This is a genomic window from Ochrobactrum vermis, from assembly GCF_002975205.1.
Lineage (GTDB): Bacteria > Pseudomonadota > Alphaproteobacteria > Rhizobiales > Rhizobiaceae > Brucella > Brucella vermis.
The window spans coordinates 1,576,528-1,595,247 of record NZ_PCOC01000002.1 but is presented as its reverse complement, the minus strand read 5'-3'; the positions used below and the strand labels follow the sequence as shown (position 1 = coordinate 1,595,247).

Sequence of the window (18,720 nt, the reverse complement as noted above, 5' to 3'; positions counted from 1 at the left end):
TGAAATCGGGAAGAAAAAACATAAAGATAAGGGTATGATGGATCGTCTTCGCATCTGTAATTCATCTTTGAATAAGTATCTAAATTAGAAATGCCTAATAAACATAATAATGAAATGTATTAAATATTTTATAATGCTGTTGCGCTATACTATTGCTACTAAAATTAGTTATTGCCGGATCGGTGATATTTAAGTTCTGTGGTAAAGAAGGGGTATTCGGATGTGTATAGCCTGTAATCCTGGTATGGTGGCCTATCTGCGGTCCACGGCTTCCCGGCGCGATTTTCTCAAATATCTGGGCGCTGCCGCCGCGACTTCGGCCTTTGCCTGTTCCTCGACGGGCATGGCGTTTGCGCAGCAGGCTGCGGCCCCTGCGGGCGATGTCATCTTCAAGGGTGGAACGATCCTCACCATGAATGACAAGGCACCACGTGCCGAAGCGATTGCCGTGCGCGGCAACAAGATATTGGCCGTCGGCAAGCTGGATGACGTGCAGTCTGCCATCGCTTCCGGGGCGCAGGTGGTGGACCTTCAGGGGCGCACCCTGATGCCGGGCCTGATCGATCCGCATATGCATTTCGTGTTCACGGCTTTCGAGGACTGGATCGACGTCAGTCCGATCACGACGCCGGATTATGCGACCGTCTGGTCGAAGTTGCAGAAGGGCGTCGCTGACGCCAAGCCGGGTGAATGGGTGCGCGCGCAGCAGTTCGATGCCAGCATCACGAAGGACGCCAAAATTCCGACGCTGGCCGAACTGGATGCCCTTGCGCCCAACAATCCGTTCTTCATGCAGGAAAGCAACGGCCATAACGCCTATGCCAACAGTGCCGCTTTCAAGATTGCCGGTATCACCAAAGATACGCCGAACCCATCCGGTGCGCGTTTCGTCAGGGATGCTGATGGTAACCTGAGCGGGCGTCTTGAAGAAATGGCAGCGCAGCAGATTTTCCTGGCCGTCATGCCGTCTCCGACGGCGGCCGATATGGTCGGGCGCGTCCATCGCTTTCTGGATCACGCAAGTTCCGTCGGTTGCACCATGCTGCACGATTGCGGCATTGGCATCATGGCTGGTGCGCAGGATCTGAAAATTCTCGATGCGGTTCTCGGCGACGGCAAGGCGCCGGTGCGTTATCGCGGCATGCTGGTGTCGACGATCTTCGACGAATGGGAAAAGGAAGGCATCAAGCCCGGTCGCGGCAACGATCTTTTCCGCGTCGATGGCATCAAGGCATGGGCCGATGGATCCAATCAGGCGCAGACCGGCTATCAGCGTGAGAATTATCTGGGCACCGATGCACGCGGCGCCCTGAACTACAGCCTCGAGCAGGTGACGGAAGTCATCCGCCGGGCACATGAAGGTGGCTGGCAGGTTGGCGTTCACGCCAATGGCGATGCAGCGATCGACATGGTTCTGGATGCTTATGAAGCGGTTCTCGGCAAGTCCTCGAACAGCGATCTGCGCCATCGTATCGAACATTGCAGTGTCTTCCATCCGGATCAGATGGCGCGCATGAAGGAGATGGGGCTTTCGCCATCATTCCTGATCGGCCATGTGCGCTGGTGGGGCAAGGCGTTCCGCGACCGTCTTCTGGGGCCTGAGCGCGCGCGCTTCTACGATCCGTGCGCGTCGGCTCTGGCGGCGGGCCTCAAGATTTCGCTTCATTCCGACTGGAATGTGACGCCGATCGAGCCGCTGCGCTATGTCGAGGATGCCGTCACCCGCGTGATGAACGAGGGCGGCGAGGTGTTCTTCCCTGAAGAGCGTATCCCGGTGGATGCAGCGCTGCGCGCCGTCACCATCGATGCGGCATGGCAGTGCCATATGGAAGATCAGATCGGCTCGCTGGAAACCGGAAAGTTCGCGGACTTCGCCATTCTGGAAGAAGATCCGACCACGCCAGATGTGAAGATCAGCCAGATCAAGGTGAGCGAAACCTGGATGGATGGCAGCAAGCGTTATTCGGCGTGACCGAAATAGCCCGGCGGCAGTTTTCATGCTGTCGCCGGACTGGTCTGGTTCATAGAATATCGGCGGCGCGGTGATCCTTATCGACGCCGTCGATCAGAAACATCTCCCCCTCCGATCCCTGCCGACGCCACTCGATAATCGCCTGATAGGCGGGCGAGGCATACCAGTTGCGCGCTGTCGCCAGATCGGGAAAAGCGATGACGATCAGATCATCCGGCGACAGACCTTCCAGTAGTTCATCCTTCGGCCCGCCGTGAATGATGAAGTGTCCGTCGAACGGTGCCAGAGTTCCATCGATTGCTTTCAGATAATCCACAATGCCCTGATTGACCCGGACATTGCGAAGCTGTGCGATTGCATAAGCGGCCATTTGAAATCTCCGTTCGATCAGAATGCGGTTTGAAGGGTACGGGCGGCACGGACTTCAAGCCAGCTGAGTACCGTCACAGCCGCCGCCTGTCCGACAAGAAAGAGCCAGCCGAGAAGATTGGGGGCAATCATCCCGGCAACTGGCAGGAAGAGGCTGGCTGCAACCCATGCGCCATTGCCTAGCACGATGAAGTTCACCGCCCATGCTGGTGGATTTGCACTCCGCGATACCCAAGCCATGAAGGCCGCTATTGGCAGCAACAGCACGCCTGCCCAGTAAAGCAGCGGCGCCGGAATTCCGGTCAGTTCACCGACTGGTGCCGAGGCTGCGACAAGGGCGACACCCATCGCAGCGCAAGTGATGGCGTCGATGGCGACAAGGGGCTTGAGGGCTAATACGGGGTGTGGGGTTTTCATCCTATCGACCTTTCGTGTTGGCTTCCCGTTGTTCGGGCTGGCTGCATATTTGCCGTGTTGCGTTCTGGGGTCGATTACGTGAGAGGTAATTGTCGCTATGAATTTTGCGGTGCATTCCAGAATGCATCTGCTAGCCATGACGCGCAGAGCAAATTGCCGGAGGGGGTTGCTTATGACCGAAACGCAACAGACAGTCGGATCGCTTCTTAAGGAGTGGCGGCAGCGTCGCCGTTTCAGCCAGCTATCATTGGCGGTCGAGGCCGAGATTTCGCAGCGTCATCTGAGCTTTCTGGAATCCGGGCGCTCGGCGCCCAGCCGCGACATGGTTCTGCGTCTGGTCGAGCATCTGGACGTACCGCTGCGGGAGCGCAACCGGATATTTGTCGCTGCCGGATATGCCCCGGTTCACGGCGAGCGGGGGCTGGAAGCGCCGGAATTTGCCGCCGCGCGAAGCGTGATTGAAACCCTGCTGCACGGACACAACCCACATCCTGCCCTTGCCATAGACAGGCATTGGACCCTGCTTCTGGCGAACAGGGCGGTGGGCGTCCTAACCGAGGGCGTGGCGGAACATCTTCTGCAAGGGGAGGTGAATGCGCTTCGCCTCAGCCTGCATCCCGAAGGGCTTGCGCCGCGCATCCTGAACTTCCGGCAGTGGCGCAGCCATATTCTTGCGCGTCTTGCCCGCGATGCGGACAATTCCGCCGATCCGCGTCTGGCAGCACTTCTCGATGAGTTGAAGTCCTATCCGGTTCCCCCACGCGCGGCTTCTCAGGGTGGGGGAACTGTCACCGATAATCCGGTCGCCATTCCGCTCAGGATCGAAAGCCGTGAAGGTCCCCTGGAGTTTTTGAGCGCGACAACGGTATTCGGCACCGCCGTCGATATCACGCTGTCGGAAGTGGTGATCGAAACCTTCTTCCCCGCCAGTGAGGAGACGGCAGCCGCCATGCGGCGGCTCACCGTAGAGTCTTAGTTTAAACAGCGCGGGTCAGGCCGCCATCCACGCGCAGGTTCTGGCCGGTGATGTAGGCCGCGCCGTCCGATGCCAGGAAGGAGATCGTCGCTGCGATTTCCTCGCTCGTGCCATAGCGCTGCAACGGAACGCTCGCCCGGCGCTCTTCCGTCTTCGGCAGGCTGTCGATCCAGCCTGGAAGCACATTGTTCATGCGAATATTGTCGGCTGCGTAGGTGTCGGCGAAAACCTTGGTGAAAGAGGCAAGTCCGGCGCGGAACACCGCCGAAGTCGGAAACATGGCGCTCGGCTCGAATGCCCATGCGGTCGAGATATTGATGATGACGCCCGATTTCTGTTTCTGCATCGTCGGCACGACGAGACGGGACGGGCGAACCGCATTCAGGAAATAGACATCCATGCCTTTGTGCCAGTCTTCATCTGTAATTTCGAGGATCGGCGCACGCGGACCATGGCCAGCGCTGTTCACCAGCACGTCGATGCGGCCCCATTTCTCCAGAGCAAGGTCGACGAGGCGCTTCAGGTCGTCATTCGACTGGTTTGAGCCGGTGACACCGATGCCACCCAGTTCCTGCGCCAGAGCTTCGCCCTTGCCGGAGGATGAGAGGATTGCAACCTTGAAGCCGTCCTGTGCAAGCCTGCGCGCGGCGGCCGCGCCCATGCCACTTCCACCAGCCGTTACAATCGCTACTTTTTCTACTGTCATGATGCGTTCCTTTTTCCGGGAATGTTGCGCGATGCCGCAACTGTCGATAACCATTCTTTGACGTTATATCGGAGATCCATTATTCTGACGAACGAGAATACGTAACGTTATGCAGTAGAAAATCTATCGAGTTAGGCTCATGAAAAGACTTCCCTCGCTCAATGGCTTGCGTGTGTTCGAAGTCGTCACGCGGCATTTGAATTTCCGGCTGGCGGCGGAAGAGCTTGGCGTGACACAGGCGGCAGTGGCCCAGCAGATACGCGGGCTTGAGGCAGAGCTTGGACTGAAACTCTTCGAACGCCAACCCCGTACGCTGGCCATGACCGAACCGGCCCGTTCATACATTGCCAATGTGCGACGGGCGTTCGACCTGCTTTCGGAGGCAACGGAGATGCTGCGGCCTGAGCCGCAGCACCTGACGATCAGCGTGACGCCGACCTTCGCATCGAAATGGCTGATCCCGCGACTGGCCGAATTCACGCGTGCGCATCCTGATATCGAGTTGCGCATCGTTGCCAGCGACAAGGTCGCCAATTTCCAGACCGATGCGGTCGATCTGGCGGTACGCTATGGCGAGCCGCCATTCGGTCCGGGGCTGAATGCGGAGCTGCTTTTCGAGCATGTGATTGTCGCCGTCGCAAGCCCGGTGCTGGTCGGCAGGCTCGGCGATCCGGGGCTACCGGAAAATCTGGAGCGTTATCCGCTGCTGCACGATGCGCATAATTTCTGGCCGCACTATCTGGAAAGGGCTTTTCCGGGCGGCGTGTCGACTTTGCCGAAAAATATGCGCTTCAACCAGACTTCGCTTGCCATCGATGCGGCGATTGCCGGGCAGGGCTTGGCGCTGGCAAGCCGTTTTTTCGTGGAAAAGGAAGTTGCGGTGGGCAGTCTTGTCCAGCCGCTGGCTACAGAACTGCGGGTGGGCGCAGATTTCTATGCGGTTTCATTGAAAAAGCCGCGCCATCCGGAATCTGTTGCCGCTGTGAAGGATTGGCTGAAAAGCGCAGCCCGAAAAGTGTGAAGCGGTTTTCGGGACATGATGCGCGTAAATGTAAACAAGGCGCATCCCGAAAAGTGTGAAACGGTTTGCGGATAAGATGCGCGTAAATGTAAAAAACGCATCAAGTTGATGGTTCTGGCACTTCCAGCCGGGTTTTCTGACTGCGGGTCGGCATGGTGATGCAGACAAGGCAGATGACGACCAGAAGAACACCAAACCAGCCGAGGGCAGAAAGCCGCTCCCCGACAATCACCACCGCAAAGAACGCAGCGACAACCGGTTCGAACAGGGTGATCGTCGTCGCCACGCTTGTTTCGACGCGGCTCAACCCGTAGCCGAAGCAGACATAACCGAGGAACATCGGCACGAAAGCCATGTATAGCCCAACAGCCGCATTGTTCCACGAGGCGAGAAACGGCCCACCGGTTGCGATCAGAACCGGCATCAGCAGAAGACCGCCTATGCCGAAGGTTGCGCCCATGGCGGTTGTCGACGATATGCCGCCCTGCATGAGCTGGCGCGCGCATGAGGAATAAAGCGCATAGGTAAAGCCTGCGACGAGGCCGAGCAGGGAACCGATCAGCGTAGAGCCTTCTGCAGACGCGGCATGGCCGCCGCCCTCCTCAGAGATGCTGAGCAGGATCATGCCGATGATGCCGATGATTGCACCTGCCAGCCAGCGCAGCGACGGGCGAAAGCCGCTTTGCCTATATTCGATCCCGGCCGAAAGAAGCGGGGCGGAGCCGAGTGAAATGACCGTTCCGATAGTCACACCGGCCATTCGCATCGAGGCATAAAAGGCGAGGGGATAGATCGCGACACAGATCGCCCCCACCATCAGGACGCGCCATTGATCGGCGAGCGCTTTTCGCGAGGCGATTAGCCCGCGCCAGGCGATTGCCGCCTGAGCCAGACCGCCAAGGCCCATTGCGGCGGCGCCAATCGCCGCCGCGCCGACTTCCGGCGCGAAGGTCGCTGCGGTGCCTGTCGTGCCCCAGATGATGGAAGCGACGATGATGGCCGTCACTCCCAGAAGATAGCTTTTCGATGATTGCATTTTATGCCGGTTTCAAAATCGTCGCGACCATCGCCTTGGCTTCGCCAAGACGTGCACTGTTGCCTTCAAGGCCAGCCCGCATGATTGCTCCTTCCAGAATGAAAGAGAGCTGCACAGCCAACTGGCTGACCCGAGGTGGATCGTCGGGGATCAAGCCGGTGAGATGTGTCACAAGCAGGCCTTCGAGTTCTTCCTTGTGTTTTCTCACCGCCTCCCGGCCCGGATCGCCAGCGGGCAGTTCGGCTGCCGCATTGAGGAGGCCGCAGCCTCGAAACCCGTGCTCGTAGGCAAATTCCGCGTGATCGCGATAAGCGTCGAAGACCGCCAGTATCCTGTCCATCGGGTTTGCGGCTTGTTCCAGTCGCTTGTCATAGAGGCCCAGCCATTCGGCATGGCGGTGTTCCAGATAGGTGGCCACCAACTCCGCCTTGGATGCGAAGTTGTTGTAGAGGCTCTGCTTTGCCACACCGGCACGCTGAATGATCGCGTCGATCCCGGTCGCCGAAATGCCTTCATCGTAAAACAGTTCCGCTGCGGCTTCTAAAAGCCGCTCGCGTGCAGGTCTTGAACTTGTTGTCGCGGGATCGTTCATCTTGTTATGCCCAAATAATTAGGTAGACCAGTCTACCTAATTGAGGGATGGAGTCAATCGGGGGACGAAAATCGTTTGGAAGCTTCAGCCGAGGAAAAGTTCTACGCCGGTTTTGGTTTTAACCCCTTGTCCCTAGGGAGAGATTCACGTATCCGCTTAATTAGGCAGATGGAACGGGAGGTCGTCCGGTGCCGCAGAGACTTTCCCCCCTGGCGCCTTTCCAATACAAAACTTTTCGGGCGCTCTGGTCAGCTACACTGGTTTCCAACCTCGGCGGTCTGGTGCAGACGGTCGGTGCTGGTTGGATGATGGCAACTATCGCCCATTCGGACGATATGGTTGCACTGGTGCAGGCTTCGACAACCCTGCCTGTTATGATCTTTTCAGTTGCTGCTGGCGCCTTGGCCGATAATTTCGACCGTCGCCGCATCATGCTGACTGCGCAGGTTTTGCTGCTGATTATTTCGGTCGCGCTGGCGGCTTTTGCCTATCTTGGCATTCTCACACCATGGATGCTGCTCAGCTTCACCTTCCTGATCGGTTGCGGTGGCGCATTGCACAATCCGTCATGGCAGGCATCGATGGGGGACATCGTGCCCCGCACCGATCTGCCTGCGGCTGTGGCGCTCAACAGCATGAGCTTCAACCTCATGCGCAGCATAGGTCCCGCCATCGGCGGTATCATCGTTGCGACGGCCGGTGCTGCTTTTGCCTTCATTTTCAATGCGTTCAGCTATTGTGCGCTCATTCTGGCGCTGTGGCGGTGGAAACCGGAAACGGTCAAATCCACTCTGCCGCGCGAAACGCTGGGACCAGCCATGGTGGCGGGGCTGCGTTATGTCGCCATGTCGCCGAACCTCCTGAAAGTGATGTTCCGGGGCTTTCTGTTCGGCCTGTCCGCTATTGTTATTCTGGCGCTTTTGCCGCTGGTCGCGCGCGATCTTGTTCATGGGACAGCGCTTACCTACGGTATCATGCTGGGTTTCTTCGGACTTGGCGCCATTGGCGGGGCCTTGCTCAGCGCCCGGCTCCGGGAGGTTCTCGGCAATGAATGGCTGGTGCGTGGTGCCTTCGTGGCCTTTGCGGTCAGTTGCGCCCTGCTATCGATCAGCCGGAATATGTGGCTGAGCTGCATTTTCCTGCTGCCAGCCGGTGTTTCCTGGGTTCTTGCGTTATCGCTGTTCAACGTCACCGTGCAGCTTTCCACGCCGCGCTGGGTAGTGGGACGTGCGCTGGCGCTCTATCAGACGGCAACCTTTGGCGGGATGGCAGCGGGTAGCTGGCTCTGGGGCGCTGTCGCGGATGAATATGGCGTGCCGGGCGCGCTTCTGGCTGCTGCTGTCGTACTCATGTTCGGCGCGCTGATCGGTCTCCTCCTTCCGCAGCCTGAATTTGAATCCCTCAATCTCGATCCGCTCAACCGTTTCAGCGAGCCACAGCTTCGGCTGGATCTGCGTTCGCGTAGTGGTCCGATCATGATCATGGTCGACTACAAGATCGCACAGGGAGATGTTCCGGCGTTCCTTTCCGCCATGGCCTTGCGGCGGCGCATGCGTATCCGCGACGGTGCCCGGCAATGGGTGCTGTTGCGCGATCTGGAGAACCCGGAAACCTGGACGGAAAGTTATCATGTACCGACCTGGGTTGAATATGTCCGCCATAACCAGCGTCGGACACAGGCCGATGCGGAAGTGTCGGAACGGCTCCTTGCCTTGCACAAGGGAGACAAGCCGCCACTCGTCCATCGCATGATCGAAAGGCAGACGGTTCCGGTTCATGACGACATGCCGCTCAAGGCACATCTGGACCTGTCGTAAGCGTCGATTTCAAATTAAGGCAAATCCGGGATTTGAACCTGTTTTGTACCGAAACGCTGTTTCCAGGAAGAAAGCCTGCGTATTTCGCATGGAATTTTGCGGCGAAGGGCGGACAAAAATAAGGCGAAATAAAGGCTAGAAGCCCAGGCGCTCTCGCAATGCTTTCCGATAGGATCGCGAGACGGGCCATGACTGGCCGATGCCGCGCATCCTGACAAGCCATTTGTCGGTTATGCTTCTGTCTATGTCCGAGACGTGCAGGATATTAATGAATGTCGTGCGGTGAATGCGGGAAAAGAGGTTCGCCGGCAGAATACCCGCCCATATGCCAAGCGGACGGGAGTCTAAAACCATGGAACCGTCGCCAAGCCAGATCTCGCTGTAATTGCCTGCCGAACGCAAGCCAATGATCTCTTCTGGTGAAATTCCGCGCATGACACCGCGTTTATTAACATAAAGCACTGATGTCGGGTCGGTTTCGTCGTCCGATACCGGTTCATCATCGAGCGTCGCATATTTTGCCTGAGCGATCAGGCTGGCACATTGGAACATGGCTTTGATTTCCGTGCGCGACCAGCGTCTGGTTTCCACCGTCGTGTCGAAACCTACTATCCCCCGCAGCCGGTCCTGGTAAAAGACCGGTATGCTCAAAATGCTTTGATTTCCCTGTCGCAGAAATTCTGCCTGAATGGAGCGTGCAGTGCGCGGCAACCCCCTGACATCGTGGACTGCGACGGCCTGTCCCTCGGTCAGATGGCGATGCAGCCAGGCGATCAATGTGGTGGGAGCTTCCTGCAGTTCGCCAATATAGGCCGTTGTATCGCCCTTGCACCATTCATGGGTATTGCGAAACCGCAGAAGATCGGGCGCATATTCGATCATCCATGCCCGGTCAGCTTTCGATGCATGGCCGACGAAAGCGAGGAATTCCGAAATGGCGTTTTCGACAGGTTTCCGGAGCAGATGCAGGGCACAAATATAGGGCCAGTCAAGTGCCGGTGCTTCCGCGCACTCCTTTTCGGAATAGATACGGTAGGCTCCAACCGCGCTGTCCAAGCCGCCTCCCAAAACGCTGCGTGATCGAAATCCGTCATCTTGTAATAGCAGGACAGTATATTGAATATAATTACCCGCTATTTGCAATAGAATTCACACGCAGACTGCAACCGTCATGTCAGGTGATTTAACTAGTCGTGCAGGAAAGTGGTCTTGAATGGGGTGGTCTATGCAAGGCATACTGGCCAAAAGCCCCGGAAAGCCCCGGTATGTGTGGTGATAGCATAATCATACCGAGGCTGCGCATTTGTTTGATTCCGCCGAAGCGATGCGCCCGATCAGATTAATGATCATTGCGACAGAAAGAAGTCTTACTTAATTGGCCCATGGAATGCCTGTGGATCAATTGATTTGGACCCAAATTAGTTCCATGTCGCATGTATTTTATTTCAATTACTTCGTGCGGCCATGCCTACGATCTCGACTTTCAGCTCAGGTCGCGCCATTTTCAAGGTGGAAGTACAAACGGAGTTTGTTGGTTCTTCTGCCAAAATCGCCTCTATCGTTCGAGAGTATTCAGGCCCGAAACCTGTCCGGGCCTGAAGTCGATATCAGCTGATATCCTCGACCTGATCGAGATATTGACCATATCCTTCCGCCTCCATCCGGTTTTTCGGAACGAAACGAAGCGATGCCGAATTGATACAATAGCGAAGACCGCCACGGTCGACCGGGCCATCAGGGAAGACATGTCCCAGATGGCTGTCACCATGCGCCGAGCGCACTTCCGTCCGCACCATGCCATGCGAGATGTCGTTCAGTTCCGCGACATTGGCAGGCTCAATCGGTTTGGTGAAGCTGGGCCAACCGCAATGGGACTCATACTTGTCGGCGGAGGCGAACAACGGCTCTCCGGAGACAATATCGACATAGATACCTGTCTCTTTGTTATAGAGATATTCGCCGGTTCCGGGGCGCTCGGTGCCGCTTTCCTGCGTGACGCGATATTGCTCCGGCGTGAGCTTCGCAATCGCTTCCGGATTCTTGTTGTAGGTCATGATGTGCGCTCCCTTGATGCGTATCCTGAATCTAGGACGAAGGGAGCAACTATTCCAGTCCGCAGCAATTGACGAACTGTTGAAGAAGGGAAATTGCGTGCGAAGAAAAAGTCCTCCGCACGCGGAAGGCTGACATTAATCTACAGCAATCATCACGTCGGATGCTTTCACCACAGCATAAGCGGAGCCTCCCGCCTTCAGGCCGAGTTCGTCGACAGCTTCGTTGGTGATGGACGAGGTAACAATCACACCATTGCCGATATCGACCCGGACGTGGGATGTGGTTGCACCTTTGGTGACCTCGACAATTGTTCCTTTCAGTCGATTACGGGCGCTTATCCTCATCATGCTATCCTTTCGAAGGTTGTTTTCCGTCCATGAGCATAGAGTGATTTTATGGATTTACGACAGAAAAACCCCGCCGGAGCGGGGTTTCTGTTTCAATAATTTCTCGAAGATGAACCTTACTTTGCAGCGGCCAGTCGTTCCCCCGGAGCGGCCTTGCGGGCACCGGCAAGAAGCAGAATGGCGATGCCGCAAAGCGCTGCAAGCGTATAGAAACCGGCATCATGATTGCCCGCAGCGACATCGGCCCAGTTCTTGATCTGTGGTGCGAAAAACGCCCCCAGATTTCCGATCGAGACAATGAAGGCGATGCCGCTCGCAGCACCAATACCGCCCAGATAACGGGTAGGCAGGCTCCAGAATACAGGTTGCGAAGCCGTAAGACCTGGTACTGCAATACAGGCGGCAAGAAGCATCAGCCATGGGTTGCCGGTAAGGCCGATAACGGCAAGCGCTATCGTTCCTGCAACGACCATGCCCAAACAGACGAGCCGGTGCTGGTTGGTCTGATCGGCAAGAACCGTGAAATAGCGGGTCGCAATGACCGAGCACAGCCAAGGCAGGGCGAGAAGCGAACCGATCAGCAGGTTCATCTCGCCATTCGATGCGGCCTGCGCAAAGCGTGACGGGAAGTAGAATGTCAGGGGCGCCGTGCCGATCTGCAGAAAGAAGTAGATGCCGATGAAAGCCCAGACGCGGCGATCTTTCAGCACAGACATGGCCGAATGTGCAGCTTGCGTTTCTTTTGCTGCTTCTTCCGCAGCGATGACCTGGGTGAGGGCGTCGCGTTCCTCAGCCGAAAGCCAGCGCGCTTTTTCCGGCCGGTCCGTCAGGTAGAAAAGCGCGATGATCCCGACCAGTGTTGCGCCAAGCCCCTCGACCACGAACATCCACTGCCAGTTGGTAAGGCCGAAAATGCCGTGGTGGGTCAGCAACCAGCCTGAAAGCGGGCTTCCCAGAACAAGCGCCAGCGGAACACCGAGATAGAAGATGCCCGTCGCGCGGGCGCGCTGTTTTGCGGGGAACCAGTAGGTCAGGTAAAGCAGGACACCGGGATAGAAACCAGCCTCGCAAACGCCGAGCAGGAAGCGAAGTGTATAGAAAACACCTTCCGTATGAGCGAACATCATGGCGGCGGAGACGATGCCCCACGAAATCATGATACGGCTTAGCCAGAGGCGGGCGCCGACCTTGTGCATGATGATGTTGCTGGGAACCTCAAAAAGCGCATATCCGATAAAGAATATGCCTGCCCCGAACGCATAGGCCGCATCACTCAAGCCTGTATCTGCCTGAAATTCGGATTTGGCGAAACCGATATTCGCGCGATCCAGAAATGCCAGGATCAGCATGATCGCCAGAAACGGTAAAAGTCGCTTCGTCGCCTTGTCGACGGCGGAACCGACGAGTTTGTCTTGCATCGTTGAGCCTCCTCCTCAATGCTGCCCCTCTGGGCGCGATGGTGAAGCGGAAACTAGCTACAATTCTCTGATAAATACATAGCGCATATATGAATAATGCCGGACGTATTTGAGGCTTTACCGATATGCCCGGTGCCGTGGCGGCTACTTTATTCCTCGAACCGACGCCGGGATCGTTATTGTATTTATATGTGAATAATATTTTTAGTATGCGAGTTTTAGTATATTATCAACGATTATATCTATCTGTAATAATGCGTGAGATTTGCGTATATGAACGGGAACAATGCCTGAAATGTACAAAGGAGCATTGGCAAAGAGTTTCGTTACAACAATCAGTTAGAAGGTGTTCCATTCAACCGGCGCAACTCAGCGACTGATCCGGACCCGTGGGAAAATTTCCATCGTCAGATAGTGCTCATCGAAGCTCGATATATGAACGAGCGCCGAGCGGTTCAGAAATTCGACCTCATTGTTGCGGAATATCAGAAGATCGTCCTCGCGAAGTTCGCGCAGCATTCGGTTGATGTGGATTGGCGTAAGCCCCAGCGCATCTGCAAGTTCGCTCTGCGTCAGTGGGCAGAAAAAGCGGTTCTCGTCGCCGGTTCCATTGATCCGGGCCCTGTGCCCCAGTTCGAGCAGAAGGTGGGCAATGCGTACAAGCGCACTTCGACGGCCGATGCTGATGAGATGCTCGATCAGGATGGCCCGCTGCCTCGCCATCAGTTCCATGAATGTCATGGCGAGACGGGGCGATTTGAGCAGGCTTTCGGTAAGATGATCCAGGGAGATTTCGAGAACGGAAAGCTCCGTAACCGAGATCAGGGTGTAGTAGTTGAAGCCGAGTCCCGTTCGGAAACCCAGGAAGTCGCCCTTCATCGGAAAGTCGAGGATCTGGCGGTCACCTTCGGGGAGGTCGCGATAGATGCAGCCCCAGCCGTTCTTTATAATATGAACCGAGTTGGCCCAGTCTCCCTGACTGCTGACAACCGTGTGAGGCGCGTAGGTTTTGGAGGAAATTGGCAGAACGGCGAGCACGCTGAGATCATTCTCATCGAAAACCGCGCCAATGGGCGCGCTTTCCAGAAAATGGCGCAGCGTTCTTGCTTCGTCGGCATTTACCACCATAGAGCCTACCTGCCGTTTCGCCCAGCACAAGAGAAGATAAGTTTTAAGTCTGGCCCCCCGCGATTCGTTTTCCCAGCTCTTCCCCAAGAGACTGGGCCTCGAAAGAGTTTCAGCGAGGGCAATTGTTTTGGCAAGGTAGTAACTTCTACCACTAATTGGGTATATATCTTAGCTTCGCCTAAACCATATTTTGCCGAACCCCTTAATCTAGGTTAATGACACTAAAAGAATTTTCGGGCAGTCTTTTTATCAAATCAAGAACAAAAACAAGAATTGCTTCCGGGGTTATAACTAGATCTCATGAAGATAAATAAAAACAGGCAACCGATGCGCTTCCTTGATTGCGATGTGCAAACAATGAGGTCGTGCGCATAAGTCGGATTAGAGGGCGAGCAAATGAACATTTCTCCACAATTCAGTAGCAGGACGAGTGAATTAAAGAATAACGGCTTTGGGGCATCAAAAGACGCTTCCTTTAAACCTGAACAGCCGAGCGATAGCATGTTGCCGCTGCTGGTCATCATAGACAACCGTGCGTTGGATCGCGAATGCCTCGCACATGGACTGACGAACCACAGCATTGAAATGGCGATTGCCACATTCAGCTCGTTCGAGCAGTGGCAGCATCAGCGTCGTGGTCGCACGGCGGGCGCGGTGTTGTTCAACATCGGCGGTCAGAAGGTTTCGGACCCTACCGTCGGTAACTATCTCAATCGCATTGTCACCGATTGCGCCCCGGCGCCTGTCATTCTTCTGGCTGACAAGGAAGAAATCTCGCAGGTCCTCAAGGCGCTCGATCATGGCGTGAAGGGGTATATTCCAACATCCGTGAATGTGAATGTCTGCGTTGAAGCACTGCGTCTTGCCATGGCGGGTGGAACCTTTGTTCCGGCTAGCAGTGTGCTCGCCCTGCGTCACGCCACCGATCCGAATTCGCAGCGCCTGCAACCGCTTGGCGGCATGTTCACCCAGCGTCAGGCCGAAGTGGTCAATGCACTGCGTCGGGGCAAGGCGAATAAGATCATCGCTTACGAACTGAAATTGCGGGAAAGCACCGTGAAGGTTCATATCCGTAACATCATGAAGAAACTGAAGGCGTCCAACCGCACCGAGGTGGCTTGTATCATCAACGAGCTGTTCCCATCGGAAACATCCTTTTCCGATTTGCAGTAGGGCGGAACCGAGACCAGCGCATGTCGCCCGAAAGCGGGAACCGGTTTTAGGGGACATGCGTGAAAGCGAATAGATCGAGCATTTCGATTGTTTCGGGGAAACAGGAAATGCTCTGGCGGGAGCCGCAAGCCGGCGGATTGAATTGTTCCGTGAAGGAGAATTTTGGTGATTATCTCCGACGTTTCATCAGGAAACGGGCGGCAGCCGGTTGCTGACCTGCTCGACACTATAAAACGTAGAAGAATGATGCTGATTGTGCCGGTGCTCGCAGGCATTGGTGTCGGGTTTGCAGGCTATCTTACAGCGCCGGTCAGTTATGTTTCGGAGTCCGTTCTGGTGCTGGACATGCGGCGGTTGCAGGCGCTTCCCAATGAAAGCGCGATCACACCGCTGCCGCAGGACAGCCCGGTCCTGCGTTCCGAACTCGATATCATCAATTCACGCATGATGGCGCGCAAGGTCATCGACATTCTGCAAGCGGAAAACATTGTCGTGCCAACGGAATTCCGTTCGCGCACGGTATTGTCGTCTGCTTCCGATGCAAGCTCGCAGACAAAAGGCGCCCGCGATGTCGATCCGGCCATGCGGGAACGCCAGCAGATCGATCTTCTTCTTTCGCGGTTGCGGGTTACCAATGACGGTCGCTCCTACACGATCTTCATTTCATATCGCGCTTCCGACCGGGTTTATGCGGCTCAGGTCGCCAACGCCTTTGCTACCGCCTATCTCGATCACCAAATCGATGTGCAGCAGTCGGCCACACGGCGGATCAGCGAATGGCTTGGCGAGAAGCTGGTTACCCTGCGCAGCGATCTTGAAGGCGCTGAAAGTGCCGCAGAACAATTTCGCCAGAAATCACGGCTTGCAGGCGATCAGGGACAGATCAGTTTCCAGGCCCAGCGGGTGGCGGCACTGAACAACGAGATCGTCGCCGCGACGGGCGCAGTCTCGCTTGCCGAAGCACGGTTGCGCACGGCGGAGGAACTGAAAAGCAACAATGAAGCACCGGCGCTGGCCGAAGTTCTGGCCTCGCCTGCGATCCAGACCTTGCGCGGCGAGGCAGCACGTGTCGAGCGCCAGCTTGACGAGTTGCAGTCGAACGGCGCGCTGAAGAGCGCCGAAATTCCGGTGCTGAAGGCTGAACAGGAAGCGCTGAAACAACAGATTTCGAGCCAGGTCGGAGAAATCATCAAGAGTCTCGGCAATGAAATCCAGATCGCGCGCCAGCGGCGCAGCGGTCTGGAAAATGCGTTGAAGAGTGCGGAAGCCGACCTTGCCGAAGCCAATCAGGCGCAAGTCAAGGCCGGACAGCTCGATCGTGAAGCCAATGCCAGCCGCACGGTCTATGAAAGCTATCTGACGCGTTACAAGCAGCTCATCGAACAGGACGGCATTGCTGCGGCCGAAGCACAGATGATTTCCCCAGCGGAACCGGCAATGGCCAAGGCAAGCCCGAACCTCGCGAACTGGCTGCTGCTCGGTCTGGGGCTGGGCGGACTGGTTGCGCTTGTGGGCACCATGCTGAAGGAAACATTCGACAAGATCAGGCCAGCGCAGACGGCATCTCTCGTGCTGCCCGGCATACCTGCGGCAACACTGCTTCCGGTTTCGTCACAGCTCACCGTGCCGCTCCTCGTCAATCGCGGCCTCGATCCGGCAAGTCCTTTCGGTCGCGCGATCAAGTCCGTTCATGAGCGTTTGCGGGTGCTGACACGCGGTCGCGATTCACTCGCGCTCTCCGTCGTTTCCATGTCCGATGGAGAGACGAAGACCTTGCTGATCACCGCGCTCGCACAGCAGATCGCCGCGACTGGCGTAACGGTTGCGGTTATCGATGCGACGAACAAGCGGTCGGGTCTGTCGGAGGCTTTCGGGGTTCCGCATAGTGATTACAGCGTTGTGTCGACCGGGCGTCCGCTTACCGGCGCCACGCTCGTGCATGACCATGGTTCGGGAATCGATATCATCACGCCCAACAGACAGATGCGCCAGGGAGACTGGCTGGCCGAACTGATCGCCCAGTTGCGGGCCGATCACAAGATCATCCTCGTCGACCTTCCGGCGGTCATGGAAGACAAGCGCTCGGTTCTCCTGTCACGGGCAACCGATACAGCGCTTCTCGTGATGCAGTCCGACCGCCAGGACCAGAATGCGGCCAACGCGCTGATCCAGACGATGGCATCCTTCGGGCGAAAGCCCGCGCTTGCTGTCGTGAACCACAACGCTTCTTCCTATCGCAGCTGGCTAACGCTCCCCATAGCGCTTGGCGGGCTGGGCTTGCAGAAAGCAAGACAAAGCATAAGCGGCGTGTTCTCGCGGCGGCGCAAACCGGCTGCGGACGGCGCACAAGAACAGGCTTAAAGGGGCACAGGTCATGTCAAGTAAAGTGATCAGCGGTCGCGGCAAATTTCTTCGCGCAACAGTGCTTTCGGGGCTTCTGCTCTTTGGCGGAAGTTTCGGGGCGCTTGGCGATGGGCAACCCTATCGTGTCGGCGCCAATGACGTGCTTCAGGTAACCGTCTATGGGCAACCGTCTCTCACAGGGCTCTATCCTGTCGATGTGGACGGCAATATCGGCTATCCGATCGTGGGTAATATTCCGGTTGACGGGCTGACCACCAATGAGATCAGCGAGAAGATTGCGGGATCACTCTCCCAGCACATTCCGGGGCTGACGGTTACTGCAACGATCAATCAGTATGCGCCGGTGTTTGTCGTCGGTGATGTGAAAGTACCGGGCAAATACCAGTTTCGGCCCGGCATGGTGGTGCTTGAACTCATGGCGCTGGGTGGCGGAGCGGGAAAAGCTGAATCTCCGGCTCTGACCGCTGGCATGCAGCTTATTTCCGCGCAGCAGGAATATGCAGATCTGCAGCTCCAGCTAACCGCCATGGTGATCCGGCGTGCCCGCTTCGAGGCCGAACTCAACGGCACGGAGTTCAACTATGCCCTGCCGGAGCAGGCCGCCGCAAACAAGGAAACAGTAGCCCTGACGCAGAAGATGCTGGAAGGCGAAAAGACCGTGTTCAACGTTCGCCGCAATAATCTCGCAGCCGAGCGCAAGGCACTTGAGGCGCAGGTGGCAAGTTACGGCGATGAAATCGAGACACTGCAGCAGAGTATCAAGCTGCACGATGCCGAAATCGGGTTGCTGCAGGAGAATGTGGATTCCAGCAAGTCGCTGGTGGATCGCGGGCTTGCGGCAAAATCCAACCTTCGCGACATGGAGCGCGATTTGTCGGCTACACGGCGTGCTGCGCTGGAGCTTGCTTCCTTTCTCGCGCGGGCAAGGCAGAACCAGCTCGCCATGCAGCAGCGCATTGCCAGTCTGGAAGAAATCCGCAAGAGCGAAGCGGCCACCACTTTGCAGGACATAGATCTCAATATCGCCCGCATGGAGCATCGCAGCAACTCACAACTCCAGAGCATGGCAGAGATCGCCAAGTCGTCCGGCAATATCTCCGCCTCCACCCTGCGCCAGAAACTGGTCTTGTCGATCAGTCGTAATGTTAACGGCAATTTCCAGGACATCACCGCCGATGAGCGCACCGAAATCAGGCCGGGCGACATCCTGCGCGTCGAACTGGACATGAGCAGGATCGGCGGCGCTTCACCTTCATAGGTTCAGGAAGGCACTGCGTCTCTTCCTGCTTCGAGACGACGCTACGCGTCTCCCCAGCTTGAGGGAAGCTG

At 56.6% G+C, this 18,720-nt stretch carries 17 protein-coding genes; 7 read left to right on the top strand and 10 right to left on the bottom strand.

Annotated elements, in window-relative coordinates; all coding sequences use genetic code 11:
* Positions 1-220 precede the first annotated feature (220 nt).
* Positions 221-1,972 (top strand): amidohydrolase, encoded by a 1,752-nt coding sequence (locus CQZ93_RS21685; protein WP_105544607.1) that lies wholly within the window; start codon positions 221-223, stop codon positions 1,970-1,972.
* 49 nt (positions 1,973-2,021) lie between these two features.
* Here the strand turns inward: CQZ93_RS21685 and CQZ93_RS21680 are convergent, their stop codons facing one another.
* Both CQZ93_RS21680 and CQZ93_RS21675 read right to left on the bottom strand, forming a co-directional pair.
* A complete protein-coding gene (locus CQZ93_RS21680; RefSeq protein ID WP_105544606.1) occupies positions 2,022-2,342 on the bottom strand; it encodes a DUF1330 domain-containing protein in 321 nt (106 codons plus the stop codon).
* 17 nt (positions 2,343-2,359) lie between these two features.
* On the bottom strand, positions 2,360-2,758 hold the full coding sequence (locus tag CQZ93_RS21675) for a hypothetical protein (protein WP_105544605.1): 399 nt from the start codon (positions 2,756-2,758) through the stop codon (positions 2,360-2,362).
* Positions 2,759-2,930: 172 nt separating this feature from the next.
* Here CQZ93_RS21675 and CQZ93_RS21670 point away from each other — a divergent pair, with 172 nt between their 5' ends.
* Positions 2,931-3,734 carry a helix-turn-helix domain-containing protein gene (locus tag CQZ93_RS21670; protein WP_105544604.1) on the top strand — a complete coding sequence of 268 codons (804 nt, stop codon included), beginning with the start codon at positions 2,931-2,933 and terminating at the stop codon, positions 3,732-3,734.
* Between the two features lies 1 nt (position 3,735).
* On the opposite strand, the gene CQZ93_RS21665 is transcribed toward CQZ93_RS21670, so the two are convergent.
* Positions 3,736-4,440, bottom strand: a complete 705-nt coding sequence (locus CQZ93_RS21665; protein ID WP_105545258.1) for an SDR family oxidoreductase — start codon at positions 4,438-4,440, stop codon at positions 3,736-3,738.
* A 139-nt stretch (positions 4,441-4,579) separates the two neighbouring features.
* Between CQZ93_RS21665 and CQZ93_RS21660 the strand changes: the two genes are divergently transcribed.
* Positions 4,580-5,461 (top strand): LysR substrate-binding domain-containing protein, encoded by an 882-nt coding sequence (locus tag CQZ93_RS21660; protein ID WP_105544603.1) that lies wholly within the window; start codon positions 4,580-4,582, stop codon positions 5,459-5,461.
* Positions 5,462-5,561: 100 nt separating this feature from the next.
* On the opposite strand, the gene CQZ93_RS21655 is transcribed toward CQZ93_RS21660, so the two are convergent.
* Positions 5,562-6,497, bottom strand: coding sequence for a DMT family transporter (locus CQZ93_RS21655; RefSeq protein ID WP_105544602.1), 936 nt, complete (start codon positions 6,495-6,497; stop codon positions 5,562-5,564).
* A gap of 1 nt (position 6,498) precedes the next feature.
* On the bottom strand, positions 6,499-7,089 hold the full coding sequence (locus CQZ93_RS21650; protein ID WP_105544601.1) for a TetR/AcrR family transcriptional regulator: 591 nt from the start codon (positions 7,087-7,089) through the stop codon (positions 6,499-6,501).
* A 188-nt stretch (positions 7,090-7,277) separates the two neighbouring features.
* On the opposite strand from CQZ93_RS21650, the gene CQZ93_RS21645 reads away from it, so the two are divergent.
* Positions 7,278-8,906 (top strand): MFS transporter, encoded by a 1,629-nt coding sequence (locus CQZ93_RS21645; protein WP_105544600.1) that lies wholly within the window; start codon positions 7,278-7,280, stop codon positions 8,904-8,906.
* Positions 8,907-9,041: 135 nt separating this feature from the next.
* On the opposite strand, the gene CQZ93_RS21640 is transcribed toward CQZ93_RS21645, so the two are convergent.
* The 5 genes from CQZ93_RS21640 to CQZ93_RS21620 all read right to left on the bottom strand — a co-directional run bounded on the left by CQZ93_RS21640 (position 9,042) and on the right by CQZ93_RS21620 (position 13,854).
* A complete protein-coding gene (locus CQZ93_RS21640; RefSeq protein ID WP_105544599.1) occupies positions 9,042-9,962 on the bottom strand; it encodes a GAF domain-containing DNA-binding protein in 921 nt (306 codons plus the stop codon).
* A 551-nt stretch (positions 9,963-10,513) separates the two neighbouring features.
* Positions 10,514-10,960 carry a peptide-methionine (R)-S-oxide reductase MsrB gene (gene msrB / locus CQZ93_RS21635; protein ID WP_105544598.1) on the bottom strand — a complete coding sequence of 149 codons (447 nt, stop codon included), beginning with the start codon at positions 10,958-10,960 and terminating at the stop codon, positions 10,514-10,516.
* Positions 10,961-11,095: 135 nt separating this feature from the next.
* Positions 11,096-11,305: a TOBE domain-containing protein gene (locus tag CQZ93_RS21630; RefSeq protein ID WP_105545257.1), complete on the bottom strand. Its 210-nt coding sequence runs from the start codon at positions 11,303-11,305 to the stop codon at positions 11,096-11,098.
* A 119-nt stretch (positions 11,306-11,424) separates the two neighbouring features.
* Entirely contained in the window at positions 11,425-12,726 is a 1,302-nt protein-coding gene (locus CQZ93_RS21625) for an MFS transporter (RefSeq protein ID WP_105544597.1), read from the bottom strand.
* Between the two features lie 369 nt (positions 12,727-13,095).
* On the bottom strand, positions 13,096-13,854 hold the full coding sequence (locus CQZ93_RS21620; protein ID WP_105544596.1) for a Crp/Fnr family transcriptional regulator: 759 nt from the start codon (positions 13,852-13,854) through the stop codon (positions 13,096-13,098).
* A 396-nt stretch (positions 13,855-14,250) separates the two neighbouring features.
* Between CQZ93_RS21620 and CQZ93_RS21615 the strand changes: the two genes are divergently transcribed.
* The 3 genes from CQZ93_RS21615 (at position 14,251) to CQZ93_RS21605 (ending at position 18,649) form a co-directional block, all read left to right on the top strand.
* Entirely contained in the window at positions 14,251-15,027 is a 777-nt protein-coding gene (locus CQZ93_RS21615) for a response regulator transcription factor (RefSeq protein ID WP_105544595.1), read from the top strand.
* Positions 15,028-15,192: 165 nt separating this feature from the next.
* Positions 15,193-17,388: a GumC family protein gene (locus CQZ93_RS21610; RefSeq protein ID WP_105544594.1), complete on the top strand. Its 2,196-nt coding sequence runs from the start codon at positions 15,193-15,195 to the stop codon at positions 17,386-17,388.
* A gap of 13 nt (positions 17,389-17,401) precedes the next feature.
* A complete protein-coding gene (locus CQZ93_RS21605; protein ID WP_105544593.1) occupies positions 17,402-18,649 on the top strand; it encodes a polysaccharide biosynthesis/export family protein in 1,248 nt (415 codons plus the stop codon).
* Positions 18,650-18,720 lie beyond the last annotated feature (71 nt).

Bases quoted from the DNA above. Each gene is read 5' to 3' on its own strand.
- CQZ93_RS21685 (WP_105544607.1), top strand. From the start codon at position 221: ATGTGTATAGCCTGTAATCCTGGTATGGTGGCCTATCTGCGGTCCACG.
- CQZ93_RS21680 (WP_105544606.1), bottom strand. From the start codon at position 2,342: ATGGCCGCTTATGCAATCGCACAGCTTCGCAATGTCCGGGTCAATCAG.
- CQZ93_RS21675 (WP_105544605.1), bottom strand. From the start codon at position 2,758: ATGAAAACCCCACACCCCGTATTAGCCCTCAAGCCCCTTGTCGCCATC.
- CQZ93_RS21670 (WP_105544604.1), top strand. From the start codon at position 2,931: ATGACCGAAACGCAACAGACAGTCGGATCGCTTCTTAAGGAGTGGCGG.
- CQZ93_RS21665 (WP_105545258.1), bottom strand. From the start codon at position 4,440: ATGACAGTAGAAAAAGTAGCGATTGTAACGGCTGGTGGAAGTGGCATG.
- CQZ93_RS21660 (WP_105544603.1), top strand. From the start codon at position 4,580: ATGAAAAGACTTCCCTCGCTCAATGGCTTGCGTGTGTTCGAAGTCGTC.
- CQZ93_RS21655 (WP_105544602.1), bottom strand. From the start codon at position 6,497: ATGCAATCATCGAAAAGCTATCTTCTGGGAGTGACGGCCATCATCGTC.
- CQZ93_RS21650 (WP_105544601.1), bottom strand. From the start codon at position 7,089: ATGAACGATCCCGCGACAACAAGTTCAAGACCTGCACGCGAGCGGCTT.
- msrB (WP_105544598.1), bottom strand. From the start codon at position 10,960: ATGACCTACAACAAGAATCCGGAAGCGATTGCGAAGCTCACGCCGGAG.
- CQZ93_RS21630 (WP_105545257.1), bottom strand. From the start codon at position 11,305: ATGAGGATAAGCGCCCGTAATCGACTGAAAGGAACAATTGTCGAGGTC.
- CQZ93_RS21625 (WP_105544597.1), bottom strand. From the start codon at position 12,726: ATGCAAGACAAACTCGTCGGTTCCGCCGTCGACAAGGCGACGAAGCGA.
- CQZ93_RS21620 (WP_105544596.1), bottom strand. From the start codon at position 13,854: ATGGTGGTAAATGCCGACGAAGCAAGAACGCTGCGCCATTTTCTGGAA.
- CQZ93_RS21615 (WP_105544595.1), top strand. From the start codon at position 14,251: ATGAACATTTCTCCACAATTCAGTAGCAGGACGAGTGAATTAAAGAAT.
- CQZ93_RS21605 (WP_105544593.1), top strand. From the start codon at position 17,402: ATGTCAAGTAAAGTGATCAGCGGTCGCGGCAAATTTCTTCGCGCAACA.